This window comes from Lysinibacillus sp. COL-1, assembly GCF_059814265.1.
Genome location: NZ_JCAWSJ010000004.1, coordinates 429,753 through 450,791, shown reverse-complemented (window position 1 = coordinate 450,791; position 21,039 = coordinate 429,753). Strand labels below are relative to the sequence as shown.

The window sequence follows — 21,039 nt, the reverse complement described above, 5'->3', positions numbered from 1 at the left end:
ATCTACGAATGCTATACCCATCATCTATTATACATAATACGTTGGAAAATTCATCCTTCAATTAATGTGAAGTATTGGACATTTTTAGCACCCGCCTGCATTAGCACATCTGCGGCATGCTGAATGGTTGTTCCTGTAGTTTTAATATCGTCAAAAAGAAGGTAATCTTTATGCTCTACTTGTGAGCCTATCTTTACGCGAAAAAGAGGTGCTACATGTATGCGCTGCTCTCTATTTTTGGAGCTTTGTGTCTCTGTTGTTGTCTTTTCTAATAGCTGAATGTACGGAATAAAAGCTGCCTTTAATAGTTCCTCTGTGTGTGAGAAGGTACGCTCCTGTTGCTTGAGGGGATGCATGGGAATTGGTAGAATCATCGCTTTCTCTTTTCTAAATCGAGCATAAAGCTCCTGTCGAAATACTTTTGCAAGAGCTACATCCTGAAGAAATTTAAACTGATGTAAGTAATCTTTCATCGCGTCATTATACTGATAGAGTGCTGTAGCTGACTGTGAATGTTCAAAGCGAGCAGCACACCTATCACATATAGTCGGTGAAAACTGTTTTGTTAAAAGCATTTTCCAGGATATGGTTGATGTCAACGACTGCGAGCAAATTAAGCAATGCGATTCTATTTTATTCATTGGGGAAATCCTTTTCTATTATATAAAGCAATTTTTGCACATGCCTCATCCATCTCTATTGTGATGCCGTGATGAAAGAACAAGACCTCACCAGCAGGAAAATGTCTATCCCGCCCAACACGACCCGCAATTTGAATAAGAGCGTTGGCAGTAAAAATCAATGACTCTGCTCCGATTACTGCCACCTGTACATTGCTAATTGTAATGCCTCTTTCTAATATAGTTGTAGTTAATAATCCTGGAACTTCTTTATTTCTTAGCTTCAGCACCTTTTCCTTTCGCTCCGAATCTGCTGCATGCACAGCTACTATCTTTTCATCTAGCAACTGAAAAAGGGGTTCTGCTCTATTCATTAAGGCGATTGTTGGAAAGAAGATTAAAAATGGCTGCTTTTGGCTAAGACGTTCCTCTGTCCATTTTTTTAACCTTTTGGGGATCGTACCTCGCTGGAAGCTTTTATCATAGCCCCATAAAGCACGCACTTGAGGAACTGGCAATGGATGATTGTGATAGCGTTTTGGAATAAAGGAGTAGCTTTCTTGCTGAAAGGCATGTAGTAATGATGGTGATGGGGTTGCTGTAACAAATACAATAGGAGCATGTTCTTTTTTAGCCTTTCCTACTGCTCTTTGTAGGGTTTCATCAAATGTATAAGGAAAAGCATCTGCTTCATCGACAATGATAACATCAAAAGCCTTGTCAAATCGGTAAAGCTGATGGGTCGTTGCTATAACCATCTGGGCATAGCCATGTTGTTGTGAGACACCACCGTATAATGCATGAATAATAGTTTCAGGGAATACTTGCTGGAAGCGTGGCGTCAATTCCAACACTACATCTGTGCGTGGTGTTGCAATACAAACACGTAGCCCTCGCTTTAGCGCATCATAAACCGTTGGAAAAAGTAGCTCAGTTTTCCCAGCACCACACACTGCATGAATTAAATGCGAACGCTTTGCTTCCACACTTGCTAAAGTTTCATTTGCAGCCAGCTGTTGGAGTTCCGTGAATTGCCCTGCCCATTTGAATAAATGCTTGTACGTCTTAATGGCTTTAGGGCCAATCCAAACCATCAAATTCGTACAGCTGCTCACCCTCCCCATTTTGACACAGTGCCGACAATATAAACATTGTTGCTGGCATTTTGAACAATCAAATAGAGTGAATAATTGCGGGTTTGTATTGTGGCAGCGATTGCAACGAATAACTGGCTTCATTTGAATTCCTTCTATTAAATTAAAATATTTTCGCTCGATTGCCTTATCAATATGTGCTGATGAAAATGGAGAATGGTTTTTTAACCAAATGCGACCTTCATGGAAATCACGTAATGCCGGTGGTAACAGCCAGCCTTTATATTTCATAATTTCTCTCCCTCCATAGAAAAAAGCCTCTACTTTGCTGTAGAGACCTTCTCATAGAAATTTTATTTTTTTGTCCAGCCTAAGCCCATCGATCCTTCACCTAAATGTGTGCCGATGACAGGGCCGAAATAGCTTAATTTAAAACTTACGTTCGGGTACGCTTCTGCTAATTGCTCTAGCCATTCCTGTGCCTCTGCTTGGCAATTGCCGTGTATGACAACAGCGTCCACAGCTTCATACTTTCTCGCATCCTCTGCTAGCAATTCCTCAGCACGTTTTAATGCTTTTTTACGTGTTCGGATTTTTTCAAAAGGCACAATCACCTTGTCTACAAAATGTAGAACAGGCTTTACTTGTAATAAGCCGCCGATCAAGGCTGCCGCAGAAGACAAACGCCCACCACGTTGTAAATGAGCTAAGTCGTCTACAATGAAGTAAGCACGGATATACTGCTGCATGTCCGCTAATGCCGCCAGTATGTCTTGCGCTGAATGGCCCTCTTTCGCCATTTCAGCAGCTTTTAAAACATAAAAGCCCTGAACCGCACAGGAAATTTCACTGTCAAAGGCATGCACTTTTATGCCTTCTACCATTTCACCTGCCTGTACTGCCCCTTGATATGTTCCACTAATACCACTTGATAAATGGATCGAAATAACCTCGTCATAATCCTTCGCTAGCTCGTCAAAGAGAGCAACAAATTCTCCGATTGGAGGCTGTGTTGTTTTTGGGAATTCTTTTGCTCCACGCACCTTATCGTAAAACTCAGATGCTGTGATATCTACTTCTTCTGCAAATAGTTCACCTGAGATATTAACACTTAAAGGTATCATGTGAATGTTTAAGCGTGCACGTTCCTCAGCTGAAAGATATGCAGTACTATCTGTTACGATTGCCGTCCTCATCCATGTCCACTCTCCTATGATTCTTAGTTTACAATCTATTTCTTCTTGGTGCAATTGTTGTTGTTTGTTCGTTCGTTGTCGCACAGGATACGGAATGAAAACAAAAAGAAATGAATGTAAAATGAATGACGAACGTGAGATTCACGTTTTCGTTATTCATTTCGCATTCATTATCTATGTATAGTAGGCGTATCTTCACTCAATTCTTATATTGAATGAAGATAGCTCCTGTTAGTTGCCTGTACTAGACTGTGAGTCATCACCAATATAAAAGACACTTGTAACCTTCCAATCATCGTCTTCCTTCACAAAGACTGTTACTTGACGTCCTGCACTTTCGTGTTCAACATTTGTCTCAATCTGAAGAGAGTGCATTTTCATGTTGGCAAACACCTGAGCCTCTTCTGGTTCATATTTAGCAATCGTTACGTTTTCTACATCACGCTTAATATCAAATTGATCGAATACTTCTGTTGCATATGTTTTTTCTTCATCGTATTTAAAACCCTTTGGATTTTTCGAGATTGTCTTCATATAACGCTCGATTTCTTCAGCATTTAATGCAGCAATATACTCATCGAAAGATGCTAAAATTGCCTTTTCATCTGCTGCTGGCACATTTTCAGCTTTTTCCACGTTACCACCCATCATCTCAAAGCCTACTGTACCATCTTCTATTACTTTTTCTCGATCCTCGTCACTCATCTTCTCTTCTTTATTACCACATGCAGTTAAAGTTAATACGAATAAGATTAACACTGCTAGAAAACTTTTCTTTAACATCAAAAAACCTCCCGCGCATATTGTAGCATATAAATGCTGTAGTAGGAATTTTGTTGTGCTTTTTCAACATTTAGGTGCTACATCTTTCTTATGACGCATTTGCTTGTAAAATGTTGCACGTTCTGTTAGTTTTCATGTTTATACGTATAAACAGTCCCGTTTAGCAATGTTACAAAATTGTGAATAGCCTCTTCATGATTTCGTAAACCTTTATAAATAATTACCAAAAAACAATAAAAAACTGTTTTAAAAACTACTTCAATAGAAAGTAGCCTTTAAAAACAGTTTTAGCACTTATCGTACTTCCACCCAACCATTTTTAATGGCTGTTACAACAGCTTGTGTACGATCATTAACATTCATTTTTTGTAGAATACTTGAAACGTGGTTTTTAACCGTTTTTTCAGAGATAAACAATGTCTCACCAATTGTACGGTTTGATTGTCCATCTGTTAATAGCTGTAATACTTCACATTCACGTTTAGTTAATAAATGGAATGGACGACGAATTTCCGTTTGGTGGAAGTTCCCTTTATTTTCGTGTTCAGACAGGCGTTTGAACTCAGCTACTAGGTTTTTTGTTACTTTTGGATGTAAATAAGATCCACCATTAGCAACGACTTTGATCGCTTCAACGATTTCATCAGCATCCATCTCTTTTAACATATAGCCAAGAGCACCTGATTTTAATGCATGTGTCACATATGTTTCATCATCATGGATCGACAGCATAATCACTTTCGCATCAGGAAAATCATTGATTAACTCTGACGTTGCTTCTACTCCATTTTTACCTGGCATGTTAATATCCATTAATACAACATCTGGTTCGTTTTCAGCATATAACGTAACCACGTCAGTACCATCATCACCTTCAGCTACTACATCAAACGTATCTTCAAAATCTAAAATGCGTTTTACTCCTTCGCGGAATAGCTGGTGATCGTCTACAATTATAATCTTTGTCATTTGTCTTTACCCCCTAAATTTCTGCAACATTGCATCACTCTACTTCTAACGGTATTTTAAATAAAACCGTTGTCCCTCGATTGATTTCACTAGTAATCGTGATTGTACCATTTAAAATTTCGATACGTTCTTTCATTCCTAAAATCCCAAAGGAATGGTCTTTCACTACTTGTGGATCAAAGCCAATGCCATCATCTTTCACAACGATATTGACAGCTTCTTTTAACCACTCAAGCTTTACCCAAATGTCTTTACATTTTCCATGCTTCATGGCATTTGTTACGCATTCCTGCACTAATCGGAAAATGGATACCTCATAATTTGAAGGTATACGTTTTTCTGTACTTCTCGATTGGAAATGAACTTCAACACCTGGATTATATTCAGTTACTGTCGATAAATACTTCTTTAATGTCGGAACAATTCCCAAATCATCAAGTGCCATTGGTCGTAGATCATAAATAATACGTCGCACCTCAGATAAAGCATTTCGCACCGTTTTCTTTAAATCAGCAATTTCAGCCAATGCATTTTCAATACCCTTTTCACGATACGTTCTATCTATTAAATCAGTGCGCATTAGTACATTTGCAAGCATTTGAGCAGGTCCATCATGAATCTCTCTTGATAAACGCTTACGCTCTTCTTCTTGAGCTGCAATAATACGTATCCCAAAATCTTGCTTCATTTTTGCTTGTTCAAGCGCTAAACCAACATTTTTTAAATCTGAAGTTAAGTAATTCAAAATGACATTTACCTGATTGACAATATGATCAGCACGTTCAATCGTATCGAGTAATCCTCTTAATCTTCTCTCTAGATCATCTCTTTTATCGCGTAGCTGTTTTTCTTGCGTTCTAATAACGGAGAGCTTTACCTGGAAATCATGTGCAGTTTCATATGCTTCTCTAACTTGTTCTTCGGTATAATTATCAAAAGCTTTACTTACTAATACAAGTCTTTGCTTAGCAAGCTGCGTACTTTTTTCCAGAGCATCGCCTTCATCAATTACAATTGATATTTGTTTTCGAACAATTTCCAGCTCTTTTTGCATATCTTCAAAGCTTCTTCGGCTTTGTTCACTTATAATAAAGATGTCATCCTTTGAGCTCATGATTGTATCTAACATTCGATTGAAAATGTCATCAAGCGACTTTAAATCGAAGGTATCATTTGAAAACATAGTATACTCCCCAGTCTAATGTCTTATGATTACTCACTATTTTAATAGACCAATTTCATATATTCCATAGTCTACACCCATTATAGCATTACCATGCTAAAATTTAATGCTTTTTCTACACGAAAATTATAGAATAGAACTCTAATTAAAAGGAGATTGATACGGATGAGAGAAAACTATTTAACAGTAAAAGGATATGGTGAAAGCGAAATTGTTATTTCCAAATCCCGCTTTCTCACTTATATAGAACGTGCAGAAACGGAAGAGGATGCAATTTCCTTTATAGATCGTATAAAAAAAATGCATCATAATGCAACACATAACTGCTCAGCCTATATTATTGGTGAGCATGATCATATTCAAAAAGCGAATGATGACGGGGAACCTAGTGGTACGGCTGGCGTCCCTATGTTAGAGGTCTTAAAAAAACAAGGCTTAAAAGATACGGTCGTCGTAGTTACTCGCTATTTTGGAGGTATTAAGCTCGGTGGCGGTGGTCTCATTCGTGCTTACGGGAAAGCGACAACAGAGGGTCTCATTGCTGCACAAGTAGTTGAACGTAAACTTCATCATTTCATGAAGGTAGCCATTGATTACACATGGCTAGGGAAAGTCGAAAATGAAATAAGAGGTTCATCTTACTCTTTAGAGGAAATACGGTATTTAGAGGGTGTCGAAATCATTACTTCTGTGTTAAAAGAGGAAGAAGAGCAGTTCCGAAATTGGATTACAGAAATCACAAATGGACAAGCATCCATTACATTCGAAGATGCTCAATTTATAGAATTTATTGTCAAATAAATAGTTTTAATTGTCGAAACTAAATATGCATAGTATAATTTTTTTGTTAGGCTATTTTTATTGACCATTCGTTTGCTTTATTGTAATTGAATAAAATTTAGCTTTATCGCATTATTATTCCCAATAATTAGAGGAGAATATATCTAATATGAAAAAAAGATCTGTTAAACCGTACAAAAAAAGATCTTCTAAAGCTTCCTTAATTATAAAAGTTACACTACTATTAGTTGCCAGCTTGGTGATTTGTGTAACGGCTTATGGTGTTTACCTTACAAAACAGGTAGAGCATGCTGCAAACTCAGCATACGAGGAATTAGAAGGTCGACAGGTTTCTACTCAGCGAGAAGAAAAAGTAGAGCCAGTACATGATAATGTATCTATTTTATTTGTCGGGGTTGATGATAGTGATAATCGTGGACAGGGTTCTGAAAACTCACGTTCCGATGCACTTATTTTAGCTACGTTAAATAACAAAACACATACAATTAAAATGTTAAGTATTCCTCGTGATTCTTACGTTTATATTCCTAAGGTCGGTTATAAAGATAAAATTACTCATGCTCATGCAATGGGTGGAACACTTACTACTATCGAAACAGTAGAACAACTATTTGACATTCCAATCGACTATTATGTGCGTATGAACTTCAATGCCTTCATTGACGTTGTCGATGCACTCGGTGGTATTGAAGCAGAGGTACCTTATGCTTTACACGAATTAGATGAATTTGATAAATTCACAATCAATTTACAGCCAGGCTTACAGCATTTAAACGGTAGTGAGGCTCTTGCCCTTGCAAGAACACGTAAGCAAGATAGTGATATTGAGCGTGGTAAACGTCAACAAGAAATTCTTTCAGCTATTATCAAAAAAGTTGCTTCTGTTGGTTCCATCACAAAGTATGATGATGTCATTAAAGCCCTTGGTGATAACATGAAAACAGATATGACATTCACTGAAATGAAATCCTTCATATCTTATTTATCAAAAGGTGCTCCACGTATCGACTCTTTAACATTGGATGGTACAGATGACATGTCTACTGGTATTTATTATTATCAGTTAAATCAGGATTCTGTAGATGAAGTGAAGGAAATCTTCAATAACCATCTTGGACGAAATGAAAGTTCATCAAGCCTAACAAGTGGCAATACTTCAGGAACAGACAGTGCTGCAAGCGATGATAATTCAGCCATTGAATAACCAGTAATGACTTTCCAAAGCCCTTAGACAAGCCATCTTGTCTAGGGGCTTTTTATATTACTTCCCCAAAGATTAAACTGCTCTTTTCATTTACCCTGTCATGAACTAGTTAAACAAGCCTATTTTAGCTTTCCTCCCTTTCTATTTCCTATACATTCTAATGGTAATGTCCGTCCGTAATAGTTCACTCAAAGTTGCTATTTATGCTTATCAATAAGAAAGACATTGAGAAGCGCTCTTTTAAGCTATACATCCAAGTAGCCAGTTTCTTTGGCAGCAAAAGTAAGCCTCACCTGCATGAACAATGTTTTTAGATCTCTTAAGGTTTTTCCATCACAATCCATGCTTTTGCTTCGCGTCCGCAAAGACACATTCAATCGTCTCTTTGCGCTTTGCATAAATTGGTTTGCTGTCATAGGAATGTCGTAAATGTTCAGCTTCCTCTAAATATAATTCCCAAATATGGTGTTGAATGAGTTATTTTCTGTACATTGTGATGCATGGTTATATTGGCAATACGCCATATTCGTTGCGATTTCTTTCATTTTCGTACTAAATGCTTCTTAGGTACTTATTAATCGATCGTTAACATCTCTAATCGTTCACGATGAAGTATTTTATGTAGAAGCTGATTGGTGCGAAGTAGTGGCAATAACAAAGCGAGGGTAGCAACTCGCCCCCGCCTTTAGCATCAATCGACGGTTTTAATAAAAAAAGACTGTAGATAATCTCAATTTTTTTGAGTTTATCTACAGTCTAAGCAATCATACAAAATGTATGATTGCTTTCGTTTTATTTACTGAAAATCCGTACAAAGTTTAATAATGGTCTATAGTTTTTACCTGCTAGCCCAATGACCTCAACAAAGATTTCAATGGCTGTTAAAATAACAGCTACAAGTAAAATAGCTCCCCATAATTTTGCCATAGAGAAGATGATCGCTGCTAATCCAAACATCATCGCGATGCCATAAATAATTAATACAGTTTGACGATGTGTAAAGCCCATATCCAGTAAACGGTGGTGTAAGTGAGATTTATCTGGATCAGACCATTTCTTCTTCATGCGTACACGACGAACAATCGCAAAGAATGTATCAGAAATCGGTACACCAAGAATAATAATTGGGATGATTAAAGCTACGAATGCAACATTTTTAAAACCAAGTAATGCCAACACGGAAATCATAAATCCGAGGAACAATGCCCCTGTATCACCCATAAAAATTTTCGCTGGGTGGAAATTATAAAATAAGAAACCAAGTGAAGCTACAGCTAAAATGGCTGCTAGCGCTAAAACAAACATATTGCTCATAATAAACGCCATGATTGCTAATGTAATGAGTGCAATTGTAGAAACACCTGCTGCTAGGCCATCTAAGCCATCAATTAAATTAATAGCATTTGTAACCCCAACAATCCAAATAATTGTTAATGGGATACTTAGTAAACCAAAGTCTAATGTACCTAAGAATGGTAAGTTAACCATTTCAATTTGAATTCCACCTACAAAAACAACAATTAGTGCGGCACCTAGCTGACCAATCATCTTTGCCTTGGCAGAAATCTCACGCATATCGTCAATAACACCAGTGGCAACGATAATACAAGCACCTATAATGATTGCTAACAAAGATTCGGGACTACCATGTTTAGTATGGATTAAAAATGAATATAAAATCGTCACACCAATTATAAACGCAAGGAAAATGGCTAAGCCGCCAAGTCTTGGCATAATTCGAGCATGTACTTTTCGGTAGTTTGGTGCATCAACAGCACCTATTCTAAACGCTAAACGTTTCACTAATGGAGTTAACAAAATGGATGCAACGAACGCTGCTATTAAAGACACGTAAAGCATGTCTCTCCTCCTCAAATAAATAATCTACATTGAAATCCAAATTGATTATAGCATGAACAAGCATTGAAATATACTTTTTCTAAACATTTTCCACGATTTCACAAATATTTTGTACATTTTAGCATTCACAGATTCCTATACAGTCAATTGTAGTCACCATTCGCAAAATTTGATAAAATAATGAAGTGTCTAGCATGTAGACAACTTTAAAGGAGCGTATATTTCATGTTCTCAATTTTCAAAAGTAACAAAGAGCAAACTAGTGCTCGTCAATTAAAGCGCTACTATAAAATAGTAGATCAAATTAATAATCTTGAAGAAACGTATGTTAACAAGTCAGATGCTGAATTAAGAGAAATGACTTTTATTTTCAAAAATCAATTAGAACAAGGTGAGCCTATTACATCAATCATCCCGGACGCCTTTGCAGTTGTACGCGAAGCCTCAAAGCGTGTATTAGGTATGCGTCATTTTGATGTACAGCTTATCGGTGGTCTTGTATTGACTGAAGGCAATATCGCTGAAATGCCTACAGGTGAAGGTAAAACACTCGTTGCTTCCCTTCCCTCTTATGTACGAGCATTAGAAGGTAAAGGCGTTCACGTTATCACAGTAAATGATTACCTTGCAAAACGAGACTATGAGTTAGTTGGTCAAATCCATCGGTTCCTTGGCTTAACTGTTGGTTTAAATGTACCGATGATGGAGCAAGATGAAAAAAAATTAGCTTACAACGCAGATATTACATACGGTGTTGGAACTGAATTCGGTTTCGATTACTTACGTGATAATATGGCTCATAGCTTGGCAGATAAGGTTCAACGACCATATCACTTTGCCATTATTGATGAAGTAGATAGTGTCCTGATTGATGAGGCCAAAACACCTCTCATTATCGCAGGTAAAATGGCATCGAATAACGAATTACATCAAATTGCTGCCATGCTAGCCAAACGTTTCAAAGTCGAGGAAGATTATGATTTTGATGAAGAAACAAAAGCTACTTCCCTAACAGACAAAGGTATTGAAAAGGTTGAGGCTGCCTTCAATATTGATAATCTGTATGATTTAGAACATCAAACACTTTTCCATTATGTGATTCAAGCAGTTCGTGCACACGTCATGTTTAAACGTGATGTAGATTACATCGTTAAAAACGACAAAATTGAGCTTGTTGATATGTTTACTGGCCGTATTTTAGAAGGTCGCTCACTCTCTGATGGCTTACATCAAGCAATTGAAGCCAAAGAGGGCGTTACCATCACGGATGAAAATAAATCAATGGCGCAAATTACAATTCAAAACTATTTCCGTATGTATCCGAGACTTTCTGGGATGACGGGTACAGCGAAAACACAGGAAAAGGAAATTCGAGAAGTGTACGGTATGGAAGTTGTGCAAATTCCAACCAACCGTCCACGTCAACGTGTCGATCAGCCTGATATTATTTTTAGCACCCAAGAGGCAAAATATAAATATGTTGCAGCTGAGACTAAAAAACGTCATGAAAAAGGTCAACCAATTCTCATTGGTACAACATCAATCTTACAGTCCGAAACGGTTGCTGATTATCTAAAAAAAGAAAAATTAACTTTCCAATTACTCAATGCAAAAACCGTAGAGCAAGAAGTAGAGCTTATTTCACAAGCAGGTCAAAAAGGTCGTATTACTGTAGCAACAAATATGGCTGGTCGTGGTACAGATATCGTGCTAGGGGAAGAAGTGCATGATCTTGGTGGTTTATATGTAATGGGTACAGAAAAGCATGAAAGTCGACGTGTAGATAATCAGTTACGTGGTCGTTCAGGTCGTCAAGGAGACATAGGCGAAAGCCGCTTCATTCTCTCTATTGAAGATGATATGTTCCGTCGTTACGCAAAAGAAGAAGTTGAAAAATTCTCTGCAAAAATGGTCACAGATGAAAATGGCATTATTCAAAACAAAGAGGTGCAGGAGCTTATAGATCGTACGCAGCGCATTGTGGAAGGTTCTCAATACGGCATGCGTGAATACAACTTAAAACTAGATGATGTTATTAATGATCAACGCACGGTTCTTTATGGATTACGTGACAAAATTTTAGCTGGTGAAGACTTAATGGGCGAGCTGAAAAAAATGCTACGTGAAACAGTTGATTTTGCTGTTCGTGATGCTGCACCAGAAGATGTTTCTTCTATCGAATGGGATTATGATCGTATGGAGCAAACATTAAACTCACTATTCATTACGCCTGTTACAATCGATCGTGAGGTCGGAAGAATTAAACAGATACTAGCAGATATCGAACCATCTGAACTAGAACTACTTAATAAAATCGAAGGATTCTCTGAAAATGAGCAAATACTTCAAGCTATCCCTCAAGTTATGCTTAGCTACATCGATAGTGGCTGGGTAAGACATTTGGAAGCCATGGCGCATTTAAAAGAAGGAATAGGCTTACGTCATTATCAACAAGAAGATCCGATGCGAATTTATCAACGTGAAGGACTGGAATTGTTCGGTAAAAATTTCCAAGAACTACGTCGTTCAATCATTATAGAAATTACAAGCTTCATGAAAACAATTGAAGCACAGCAGGAGGAACAATAATGGGCTTATTTTCATTCTTTAAAAAATCAGATAAAATCGTTCAAGAAAACACAATTGACTCAAAAGACTTGCTAGGTACTGTTTCTACAAATAAAGGTGAAAACCGTGATGTTGAAACAAAGCTTTCTTTCCATCCAGAATGGGACGTACCTCAGGAGCAAAAATATATCTTTAACTTCCTTGCTAATGAGCTAGAACCATTGAAACCAAATCAATTATCTCTATCTTCTATTAGTATTGAAGAAGGTCGTGGTGGAAAATGGTTAGTACGTGCATTTTTCCGTTCATCTTTACCACAAGCGATTGAGCTAGGTGAAATCGAACTATTCATTATGGATAAAAATGATGAGCTTGTAGCATCTAAAAAATTCGATTTTAAAGCACTTGGCACAATTCCAGCAGAAAGTGCTCGTCCATGGGTATTCGAATTTGACAAGTCTACAATCAAAGTTGATGAGGTTCCTGAAGAAGGCTGGAAAATTGCCTTTAACCTTGTTTCCCTTCGCGGACACCAATTAGAGCTTGATCCATCTTGGGAAAAGCAATTACCAGCAGCTCAAAAAGAGGAGCTTGAAAAAATCGTTAAAACATTACCAGAGCTAGGCGAAACAGAGGTAAACTTCACAGGTTTACAGGCAAAGCTAGCTGAAAATGGTAATTTAAATGTATCGATCTTTATCCGCAATGGCCACAATAAAGCAATTAATCTTGAACAATTGCCATTAGAAATTATTGATGCAACAGGCAAACAAATTGCCAAAGGTTCATTTAAAATGGACCCAATCTTAACTGTGCAACCAAACTCAACTAAGCCTTGGACATTTGTTTTCCCAGCAGAGCTTGTTGATGCAAATGATGCTGATCTCTCCCGTTGGACAGCGCGTGTTACACAATAACATCAAAACCCCCTTCTTTCGTTAAGAAGGGGGTTTGTTTATGTCATATAAAAAGTGATTTCTGCGTAAGTAAAAATCACTCCTTTTTTATTTCACACTATCAAAACGTTTATAAGCTACTAGTTTAGAAGACCAGTAAGCGTAAGTAACATCTGAAATTTCTACACCATCTGTGCCCGCGTGGATGAATTTATTATCCCCAATATAAATGCCCATATGAGAAATACCTTCTTTATATGTATTTTCAAAGAAAACTAGATCTCCTGGTACTGGGTTTTCCACAAGTGTTGTGTTGCCATTAAAATACCCCTCACTACTTGTTCTTCCTATTTTTAATCCGCCTTGATTAAAGGCATAGAAAATAAATCCACTGCAGTCAAGACCCACTGGCGTATTACCACCGTATAAGTAGGGTGTCCCAACCAATGTATTTGCCACTTCAACTGTTTTTTTATAAATAGCTTGTCCATTTGCTGTAGGATCTTTATCTGTCACTTTGGATGGTGTGCCCGTATCTGAAGTCACATTATTATGTATAGATTCACCCCCGGGTTTCACGGCTCCTGAAGAAATCTTTAATACTTGTCCAATGTAAATTATGTCTTTCTCAAGCTTGTTCCATTCCTGTATATCTTTAATTGACACATTATATTGCTTTGCAATTTTTGATAATGTGTCACCTTTCGCCACTGTATGAGAGCCAGCAGTAGGTTTGACAGATGTTGATGGGGTTGAAGGTTTTGTCCCCTCACTCGTTGTTTGCTTTTGAATTTCAAGCTTTTGAGCTACAAAAATCGTATCTTTCGATAGATTATTCCACTTCATAATATCCTCAATCGTAACTTGATGATGTTGCGCGATTTTGGATAAAGTATCGCCTTTTTGTACGGTGTAAGTTGCTGCTTCTGCTGTTTGTAGTGCTAAAAAGGAAGTTGCGATAGTACTTAAAACAAGAATTCTCCATTTTTTTGTCTTTTGCATACCAAATTGCCTCCGTTCGTGCTAGAATATTTCCTTGTGTGTCTATCATACTAGATAACTGCTTCATGAAAAATCGGAAATACTGACTATTTTTCAAACATTTTAGTAATCCTATAGAATACGACAAAATCCGACTATATTGCAATAATATATTCATTGCCAGATTCTTGTTCCTATGATAACATACACTTCTGTATTTAAAATTTTTAGAAAGTTTTATCTTTTCAATCTTAAAGGAGTTTTTATACTTATGAAAAACATCTTGCATTTCATCAAAGGAAATTTAGCAGTAGGATTGCTATTATTTGCCTTATTCTTGGGTGCTGGGAATATTATTTTTCCACCGTTATTAGGTCAACAAGCAGGTGAAAATATCACAGTTGCTATGATCGGTTTCTTAATAACAGGTGTCGGTTTACCACTATTAGCTATCGTTGCTGTCGCCAAAGCAGGAGGCGATTTACAGCTGCTTGCCAATCGTGTTAGCCCTGCTTTTGGCGTAATCTTTACATCCATTGTTTATTTAGCCATTGGACCGTTCTTCGCTGTACCGCGAACTGGATCTGTGTCCTATGAAATAGGGATTGCACCGTTCCTTCCTGAAGCGATGAAGGGGCATTGGGCGCCGCTTTTAATCACATCTATTTTATTTTTCGCCCTAATTCTTTATCTCTCTATTAACCCTTCGAAGCTTGTCGATCGAGTAGGAAAAATCTTAACACCTGCCCTGCTTCTAGTTATTTTATTGCTCGCTGTCAAAAGCTTTATCTCTCCAATGGGAGAACCAGGGGAAGCAGCAGGAAAATATATTAGCTCTCCTTTTGCTGAAGGCTTTGTACAAGGGTACTTAACAATGGATGTTCTAAGTGCACTTGTTTTCGGTATCGTTATTTTACAAGCTTTACGTGATATGGGCATGACAGATAAGAAAAAGCAAATCAATACGACGATTTTTGCCGGTGTGGTTGCGGCTATAGGTTTATCTTTCGTTTATATCTCACTCGGTCATATTGGGAATACAAGTATTACTGCAATTGGTGCCTCTGCCAATGGCGGAGATATTATTGCAAAATCAGCGGAAGTGCTTTTTGGTAGTCTTGGAAGTATTATTTTGTCTGCTACTATTTTACTAGCTTGTATATCAACGGCTGTCGGTTTATTAACTGCTAATGCCCAATATTTCCACAAGCTCTTCCCAAAAATCTCGTACAAGACATTTTTGATTGTCTTCACTATTATTAGTGCAGCTATTACAAATGTTGGTCTTTCAACAATTATTAGTGCATCTTTACCTGTACTGTTAATCATTTATCCACTGGCGATGGTATTGATGGTATTATCATTAGCGGACCATTTCTTTAAAGGTGAACAAATTGTTTATATTTTAGCGCTCATTCCAACTTTCCTTGTTAGCCTTTACGGTGGCTTAAAAGAAATGAAGGTAGAAATCGCGCCGTATGAAAACATGCTAAAAGCATTGCCTCTGTATGAGCAAAATTTAGGATGGCTTTTACCAGCCATAGTTGGCGCATTTATTGGCATTATGATTCATAAGCTAACTAATAACGCCTCAGCGAAATAAAAAAATAATTTATTGGAATCTGCTTGTTGTTCATAACAGGCAGATTCTTTTATCTTATTTAATCCCCCCACAATTCCTACAGCTCATGTATAATAAAAAATAGATACTCAATTGTAAAATGTATCCATCCATTAAACGCCTAATGAGCATGGTGCATTCCTTTTTCGAGTTCTAGAAAAGAGGTGTCCAATGAAAAAATTAATGTGGTCGTTTGTATTTGTTCTAGCCTTCTTTCTAATTCCTTTCACGGCTACTCATGCTGCAAGTAATGATCAACAGCTTATGAAGGAAATTAAGGAGATCATTAAAAATACTTATGTTGGAACAATCGATGGAAACTTAGAGAAAGCCACGTCCATCTCAGAAATCATGGAGATGCTTGATCCATATTCCACTTATTTTACAAAGCAAGAATTTGAGGATTATATGAATAGCATTAACCTATCAACAATTGGGATTGGTGTTATAATTGAAGAACACGAAGATGGGATTCATATTTTACAAGTAATTGAAGGTAGCGGCGCCTTTGAAGCCGGTATTAAGGCTGGAGATATCATCATTGCTGTTAATGGTGAGTCTATTATTGGTCGCTCTACACAAGAAACCTCTTCCCTCTTAATCGGTAATGAAGGGACCCAAGTGAAGGTTACAATCAAGCATAGTAATGAAACGACAACAACTAAAACTATTACACGAAAAAAATTCACATTACCAAATGTACAATCTGAATTACTGTTTGGACATGTTGGCTATATTTCGTTGGCTTCCTTTTCTGAAGATGGCGCACAGCTTGTCAAAAAAGCGCTTATTGACTTAAAACAACGTGGTGCAACATCGTTCATATTGGATTTACAAAATAATGGTGGGGGTTATGTGACAACAGCGGAAGAAATGACAGGATTATTCCCATCTGCTAAAATCGCCTATTTATTAGAGGAAGCACACGCCTCCTACACGATACCAGCAGTTCACCAAGACACAAAGTTTCCTAAAAATACTCGTATTCTCGTGAATCGCTATAGTGCTAGTGCTTCTGAAATGCTCTCCGCCTCACTAAAAGACCAAAAGGCGGCTATATTATATGGTGAAACAACCTATGGAAAAGGTGCTATGCAAGGCTTTTATACCTTACATGATGGAAGTTATTTAAAGCTAACAGTCGGTAAATTTACAGGACCTGCTAGTCAGACTATTCACGAAGTAGGGGTTAAGCCAAATATACAAACAACATCAGCTCCTATTTTCCAAGCACATTTTGATGCTCTAAAGGAACAGTATCCAAAATATAGAAAGTTATCTACTGCAAAGAGTAATGCAACAAAAGAAAAAGTAAGTGTGAAAATTCCTGCAGTTCTTTCTTCACAAATTGCTAAAGGTCACGTTCAACTAGTTGCTTTAGGGGCAAATGAAGTATCTATAACTGCTAAAGTTGAAGGGCAAACACTTGTCGTTACCCCTGCAAAACCTTTAGTAGCAGATCAAGAATATATGCTACTTATTCATGCAAATAGCAAGGGTCAAAAAGGCTACTATCAGCATATAAAAATAAACCAGTAAAAAAATTCCTCTCATCGATAGACATTTTATCGTTGAGAGGAATTTTTTATATCGTTTCTTTTGTTTTCCCAAAATATAATTGTATAATATCATTTGCCAGATCAGCAGGTAATTTTTTTTGCTCTAATAAATAAATTATGATGAGTCGCTCCATTGATCCGACTAAGCTGTCTATCATTATTTTCATATCCACACTATACATCTGCAAATCTTTGTCGCAATCATGAAGATAAATTAGGTGGATAATTTGCTGTGTCAGTTGTGTTTTCACTATATGGGATTGCTCTGATTCGATAAAACCGATTTTTGTCAATTTGGGATTTTCCGTAATATAAATGAACAAGTTTAATAACTTTTGCTCTAACAGTGTGACAAATCCTATTAAGCCGTTTTCAACAATTTCAGTTGATTGACTTTCCAGCGCTTCCAAAAATCCACTTTGGAATTGTATATTTAAATCATTATAAAGGGCATCCTTGCTTTTAAAATACAGATAAAAAGTAGGCTGTGTTACATTGGCAGCCTTTACAATGTCACTAATTTTTGTCTGATAATAACCTTTATCAGAAAATAGCTCTATCGCTTTTTCAAGTAATATTTGTTTGCTTCGCTCTCCATTTGAATTAAATTTTCTGCCTCTTGCCATACTTTCCACCTTATCTTAGTTTAAAGTAGTCATATTGCCTTCAGTATTACAAATCAAAAGTAACTATATCTTCACAAATTGTACATATTTTATCCATGATTATACACCATTCTATTATAATACACCCACTTTTTTTTTACTATGAACTACTATTAATATGATATTTATAATGGAAATAAAAAAGTAATTATCTTAGAATTTCTTCTAAAGATAATTACTTTTAACATTATATTAAAATACCAAAAGGACTCAAAAATCAATTGAGCACCTTAATTAAATATCAGAAAATTCTCTTAACAATTACATACTTTGTGTAATACACATACCTTTCAACATAATTCAAAACTATTATTTTGAAAAGTCCCTTTTATTGAAAAAAATTTTTTTATTTGTTTTTTTCACTTTCAAAAGTCAATCAATACAATAGTTTTCTCCCCTTATCGCTTCTTCAAAAAAATTTTTTCTAAAAATCTAGCCATTTTACTTTTCAAAAAAAGTGTTATAATCGCCAAGAATTTAAAATTTTCAATTTTGGAGGCATATGATGGTATTACGTGATTTTTTCATTTACTTATCAGAAAACAAATTATTAAATAGCGCTGCACAAAAATATGGTCTAAAAATGGGTGCTCAAAGTGTAGTTGCTGGAACAAGCTTACCTGAAGTTGTGCAATCGATTAGAGAATTAAACAATGCTAATATTTCATGTACAGTCGATAATCTAGGCGAATTCGTCTACGAAAAATCAGAAGCAACAGCTGCAAAAAATAATATTTTAGCTGTTGTTCAAGCTATTCATGATGAAAAGCTTGATGCTCACATCTCCCTTAAACCTTCTCAATTAGGTTTAGATATTGATTATGCATTTTGCTACGAAAACTTAAAAGAAATCGTGGCTCTGGCACATCAATATAACATTTTCGTAAATTTCGATATGGAAAACTACGAACGCTTACACAGCTCTTTTGAATTATTAGAGGAACTACACAAAGAGTTTGATAACGTAGGTACAGTTATTCAAGCTTACTTCTTCGAGTCAGAAGAAAATATTGAGAAATACAAAAACTTCCGATTACGAATCGTTAAAGGTGCCTACAAAGAGCCAGAAAATGTAGCATATCAATCAAAAGGTGATATTGATCGCAACTATTTAAAACTAATCGAGTATCATTTATTACATGGTAAATTTACTTCGATTGCTACACATGACCATAATGTTATTAACCATGTAAAACAATTTGTGAAACAACATAATATTCCAAATGAAAAATTCGAATTCCAAATGCTATATGGTTTCCGTAAAGAAATGCAGCTAGATCTTGCACGTGAAGGCTTTAACTTCTGCACATACCTACCATTTGGTAACGATTGGTACGGTTACTTTATGCGCCGTTTAGCAGAACGCCCACAAAATGTGGCACTTGTGACAAAACAAGTGTTTAATAAAAAAACAAATATGGCAATCGGCTTAGGAGCTGCGGCATTTGCTCTTGGTCGCCTTTCAAAAAAAGGAAAATAATCATTACAAGCTAGATGCTATCCATCAGTTAGATAGTTCTATCCGTCACTTTTGGGAGTCTATCCACCAGTTAGATAGCCCTATCCATCAATTTAGTGATTCTATCCATCAAATCAACAATAAAAGCGAAAACATCGTTAATCAATGTTTTCGCTTTTTTTATTGAGCTTATAGTTTTTAACGCGATATTGTAAGCTTTGACGACGAATCCCCAATGCCGCAGCAGTTTTAGAAATATTCCCCTGATGAAAATCTAACGCCTTCGAAATATAGTACTCCTCTACCTCTTTCATGTAGACGTCTAACGGTCGGATATCCTGCTGATTTTTAATTACAAACAAGTCACTCGTAGATACTTCTTTTTCCGTTTCCTCACATGAGCTTTGGATTTTCCATTTGAAATGGACAGGCAACATATGTGACTCCACAATCATTTCATTGGTAATCAACGACGTAATTTCATCCAATAGAACTTCCAATTCCTTTAGATTACCTGGCCAATCATATTTTAAAAAGGTTTCACGCACTTCTTCTGAAAGCCCTTGAATTGATGAGCCAAAGCTATCACGATGCCGTTTGAAATAGTCATCGATAAAGGGCATGATATCCTCTTTTCTTTCTCGTAAAGGTGGTACATATATTGTGATGCCAGAAAAAAGTCGATACAGCTTTTTAGATAGCTCTTGCTTTTGAATTAAATCAATTGGGTCTTTGCCAACACTAGCGATTAGAACATGCTGATGATTTGGGTGATTATTAAAAAGCTCAACAATCTTTTCCTGTGCTTCAAGCGATAAATATTCGATACGCTCTGCAAAAAAAGTGATTTTTTCCTTTTCAATAATATATTTTTCAAATTGCTTTAAAACCGTTTTTTCGTCTCGACGGCAAATTAAAGCAATAAACATATCATTTTGAACCTTTAGATCATGATGAATTCCCTCAGCCACCATATCAATGCCTGTACCTGATTCCCCTATTAAGACAACAGGCATTCTACTTAGCGCTACAATCTTTGCTTTTTCAATAACATCCTTCATGACTGGTGATACAGCGGTGATAATATCAAATGTCAATGGTGCTCCATATCTTCTTAATGGCTGATACATCATATATTCAAGCTGTGTAATATCTCGCGCAAATTCCACAGCCCCCACTAAAGCACCTTCATAGTGCAACGGATAAATATTGCTTATATAGGTCACTTCTTGATTTTTTTTATTCCAATACGTTTTTTTGATATTGTAAATGGGTGTTTCAGAGCTGAGGACCTTATAAATATCACTTTTTTCAATCTCAAAATCAATAATCTCTAAGGCTCGCCTTTCCTCAAACTCATCTTCGTTAACACCCTCTAATTCCCTCATTTTTTTATTATATATGAGCAACTTGCCATCCGTATCTACGACGCAAATTCCCATATCACCTTTTTCAATGACATATTTATAAATACTTTGTAGTACATTATTATCCATCTTGTCCTCCTGTATTCCATTAAGCTTATTCTAACACCAATACGAAAAACAGATGCAAAAATTGAAAAAATTTTAAGATTTGAG

General features: G+C 36.5%; 17 protein-coding genes and 1 pseudogene. 7 read left to right on the top strand and 11 right to left on the bottom strand.

The window, feature by feature from the left end; genetic code table 11:
* Window positions 1-50 precede the first annotated feature (50 nt).
* From AC6BKE_RS10435 to AC6BKE_RS10410, 6 genes are all read right to left on the bottom strand, one after another.
* On the bottom strand, window positions 51-641 hold the full coding sequence (locus AC6BKE_RS10435) for a ComF family protein (protein ID WP_499856793.1): 591 nt from the start codon (window positions 639-641) through the stop codon (window positions 51-53).
* Complete coding sequence (locus AC6BKE_RS10430) at window positions 638-2,005, bottom strand: ATP-dependent helicase ComFA (protein ID WP_499856791.1); 1,368 nt, start codon at window positions 2,003-2,005, stop codon at window positions 638-640. The genes AC6BKE_RS10435 and AC6BKE_RS10430 overlap by 4 nt, the downstream gene beginning before the upstream one ends.
* A 62-nt stretch (window positions 2,006-2,067) precedes the next feature.
* A complete protein-coding gene (locus AC6BKE_RS10425) occupies window positions 2,068-2,910 on the bottom strand; it encodes a DegV family protein (protein ID WP_036121098.1) in 843 nt (280 codons plus the stop codon).
* Window positions 2,911-3,141: 231 nt separating this feature from the next.
* Entirely contained in the window at window positions 3,142-3,693 is a 552-nt protein-coding gene (locus AC6BKE_RS10420; RefSeq protein WP_036121101.1) for a DUF3225 domain-containing protein, read from the bottom strand.
* A gap of 294 nt (window positions 3,694-3,987) precedes the next feature.
* Entirely contained in the window at window positions 3,988-4,662 is a 675-nt protein-coding gene (locus AC6BKE_RS10415; RefSeq protein WP_036121104.1) for a response regulator transcription factor, read from the bottom strand.
* A 34-nt stretch (window positions 4,663-4,696) separates the two neighbouring features.
* Window positions 4,697-5,845 carry a sensor histidine kinase gene (locus AC6BKE_RS10410; protein WP_036121108.1) on the bottom strand — a complete coding sequence of 383 codons (1,149 nt, stop codon included), beginning with the start codon at window positions 5,843-5,845 and terminating at the stop codon, window positions 4,697-4,699.
* A gap of 165 nt (window positions 5,846-6,010) precedes the next feature.
* Here AC6BKE_RS10410 and AC6BKE_RS10405 point away from each other — a divergent pair, with 165 nt between their 5' ends.
* Both AC6BKE_RS10405 and AC6BKE_RS10400 read left to right on the top strand, forming a co-directional pair.
* Window positions 6,011-6,646, top strand: coding sequence for a YigZ family protein (locus AC6BKE_RS10405; protein ID WP_036121111.1), 636 nt, complete (start codon window positions 6,011-6,013; stop codon window positions 6,644-6,646).
* A gap of 148 nt (window positions 6,647-6,794) precedes the next feature.
* Window positions 6,795-7,850: an LCP family protein gene (locus AC6BKE_RS10400; RefSeq protein WP_058843858.1), complete on the top strand. Its 1,056-nt coding sequence runs from the start codon at window positions 6,795-6,797 to the stop codon at window positions 7,848-7,850.
* A 184-nt stretch (window positions 7,851-8,034) separates the two neighbouring features.
* Here the strand turns inward: AC6BKE_RS10400 and AC6BKE_RS10395 are convergent.
* Together AC6BKE_RS10395 and AC6BKE_RS10390 are read right to left on the bottom strand one after the other, a co-directional pair.
* Window positions 8,035-8,327, bottom strand: a pseudogene (locus AC6BKE_RS10395) (transposase); the annotation flags it as partial.
* 315 nt (window positions 8,328-8,642) lie between these two features.
* Window positions 8,643-9,710, bottom strand: a complete 1,068-nt coding sequence (locus AC6BKE_RS10390) for a glycosyltransferase family 4 protein (protein WP_036121117.1) — start codon at window positions 9,708-9,710, stop codon at window positions 8,643-8,645.
* 225 nt (window positions 9,711-9,935) lie between these two features.
* Between AC6BKE_RS10390 and secA2 the strand changes: the two genes are divergently transcribed.
* Together secA2 and AC6BKE_RS10380 are read left to right on the top strand one after the other, a co-directional pair.
* Window positions 9,936-12,299 (top strand): accessory Sec system translocase SecA2, encoded by a 2,364-nt coding sequence (gene secA2 / locus AC6BKE_RS10385; protein ID WP_499856788.1) that lies wholly within the window; start codon window positions 9,936-9,938, stop codon window positions 12,297-12,299.
* A complete protein-coding gene (locus tag AC6BKE_RS10380; protein WP_036121124.1) occupies window positions 12,299-13,195 on the top strand; it encodes an accessory Sec system S-layer assembly protein in 897 nt (298 codons plus the stop codon). Before secA2 ends, AC6BKE_RS10380 begins: the two co-directional genes overlap by 1 nt.
* 87 nt (window positions 13,196-13,282) lie before the next feature.
* Here AC6BKE_RS10380 and AC6BKE_RS10375 read toward each other — a convergent pair whose 3' ends face one another.
* A complete protein-coding gene (locus tag AC6BKE_RS10375) occupies window positions 13,283-14,176 on the bottom strand; it encodes a C40 family peptidase (RefSeq protein ID WP_499856786.1) in 894 nt (297 codons plus the stop codon).
* A gap of 250 nt (window positions 14,177-14,426) precedes the next feature.
* Here AC6BKE_RS10375 and brnQ point away from each other — a divergent pair, with 250 nt between their 5' ends.
* Both brnQ and AC6BKE_RS10365 read left to right on the top strand, forming a co-directional pair.
* Window positions 14,427-15,758, top strand: coding sequence for a branched-chain amino acid transport system II carrier protein (brnQ, locus tag AC6BKE_RS10370; protein WP_499856784.1), 1,332 nt, complete (start codon window positions 14,427-14,429; stop codon window positions 15,756-15,758).
* 189 nt (window positions 15,759-15,947) lie between these two features.
* Complete coding sequence (locus AC6BKE_RS10365; RefSeq protein WP_499856782.1) at window positions 15,948-17,315, top strand: S41 family peptidase; 1,368 nt, start codon at window positions 15,948-15,950, stop codon at window positions 17,313-17,315.
* 46 nt (window positions 17,316-17,361) lie between these two features.
* On the opposite strand, the gene AC6BKE_RS10360 is transcribed toward AC6BKE_RS10365, so the two are convergent.
* Window positions 17,362-17,961 (bottom strand): TetR/AcrR family transcriptional regulator, encoded by a 600-nt coding sequence (locus tag AC6BKE_RS10360; protein ID WP_499856780.1) that lies wholly within the window; start codon window positions 17,959-17,961, stop codon window positions 17,362-17,364.
* A gap of 544 nt (window positions 17,962-18,505) precedes the next feature.
* On the opposite strand from AC6BKE_RS10360, the gene AC6BKE_RS10355 reads away from it, so the two are divergent.
* Entirely contained in the window at window positions 18,506-19,480 is a 975-nt protein-coding gene (locus AC6BKE_RS10355; protein WP_036121138.1) for a proline dehydrogenase family protein, read from the top strand.
* A 137-nt stretch (window positions 19,481-19,617) separates the two neighbouring features.
* Here AC6BKE_RS10355 and AC6BKE_RS10350 read toward each other — a convergent pair whose 3' ends face one another.
* The gene (locus AC6BKE_RS10350; RefSeq protein ID WP_036121141.1) at window positions 19,618-20,955 is read right to left on the bottom strand and encodes an AAA-type ATPase lid domain-containing protein; all 1,338 of its coding nucleotides are present in this window, start codon (window positions 20,953-20,955) and stop codon (window positions 19,618-19,620) included.
* Window positions 20,956-21,039: the final 84 nt, after the last annotated feature.

Bases quoted from the DNA above. Each gene is read 5' to 3' on its own strand.
- AC6BKE_RS10435 (WP_499856793.1), bottom strand. From the start codon at position 641: ATGAATAAAATAGAATCGCATTGCTTAATTTGCTCGCAGTCGTTGACA.
- AC6BKE_RS10430 (WP_499856791.1), bottom strand. From the start codon at position 2,005: ATGAAATATAAAGGCTGGCTGTTACCACCGGCATTACGTGATTTCCAT.
- AC6BKE_RS10425 (WP_036121098.1), bottom strand. From the start codon at position 2,910: ATGAGGACGGCAATCGTAACAGATAGTACTGCATATCTTTCAGCTGAG.
- AC6BKE_RS10420 (WP_036121101.1), bottom strand. From the start codon at position 3,693: ATGTTAAAGAAAAGTTTTCTAGCAGTGTTAATCTTATTCGTATTAACT.
- AC6BKE_RS10415 (WP_036121104.1), bottom strand. From the start codon at position 4,662: ATGACAAAGATTATAATTGTAGACGATCACCAGCTATTCCGCGAAGGA.
- AC6BKE_RS10410 (WP_036121108.1), bottom strand. From the start codon at position 5,845: ATGTTTTCAAATGATACCTTCGATTTAAAGTCGCTTGATGACATTTTC.
- AC6BKE_RS10405 (WP_036121111.1), top strand. From the start codon at position 6,011: ATGAGAGAAAACTATTTAACAGTAAAAGGATATGGTGAAAGCGAAATT.
- AC6BKE_RS10400 (WP_058843858.1), top strand. From the start codon at position 6,795: ATGAAAAAAAGATCTGTTAAACCGTACAAAAAAAGATCTTCTAAAGCT.
- AC6BKE_RS10390 (WP_036121117.1), bottom strand. From the start codon at position 9,710: ATGCTTTACGTGTCTTTAATAGCAGCGTTCGTTGCATCCATTTTGTTA.
- secA2 (WP_499856788.1), top strand. From the start codon at position 9,936: ATGTTCTCAATTTTCAAAAGTAACAAAGAGCAAACTAGTGCTCGTCAA.
- AC6BKE_RS10380 (WP_036121124.1), top strand. From the start codon at position 12,299: ATGGGCTTATTTTCATTCTTTAAAAAATCAGATAAAATCGTTCAAGAA.
- AC6BKE_RS10375 (WP_499856786.1), bottom strand. From the start codon at position 14,176: ATGCAAAAGACAAAAAAATGGAGAATTCTTGTTTTAAGTACTATCGCA.
- brnQ (WP_499856784.1), top strand. From the start codon at position 14,427: ATGAAAAACATCTTGCATTTCATCAAAGGAAATTTAGCAGTAGGATTG.
- AC6BKE_RS10365 (WP_499856782.1), top strand. From the start codon at position 15,948: ATGAAAAAATTAATGTGGTCGTTTGTATTTGTTCTAGCCTTCTTTCTA.
- AC6BKE_RS10360 (WP_499856780.1), bottom strand. From the start codon at position 17,961: ATGGCAAGAGGCAGAAAATTTAATTCAAATGGAGAGCGAAGCAAACAA.
- AC6BKE_RS10355 (WP_036121138.1), top strand. From the start codon at position 18,506: ATGGTATTACGTGATTTTTTCATTTACTTATCAGAAAACAAATTATTA.
- AC6BKE_RS10350 (WP_036121141.1), bottom strand. From the start codon at position 20,955: ATGGATAATAATGTACTACAAAGTATTTATAAATATGTCATTGAAAAA.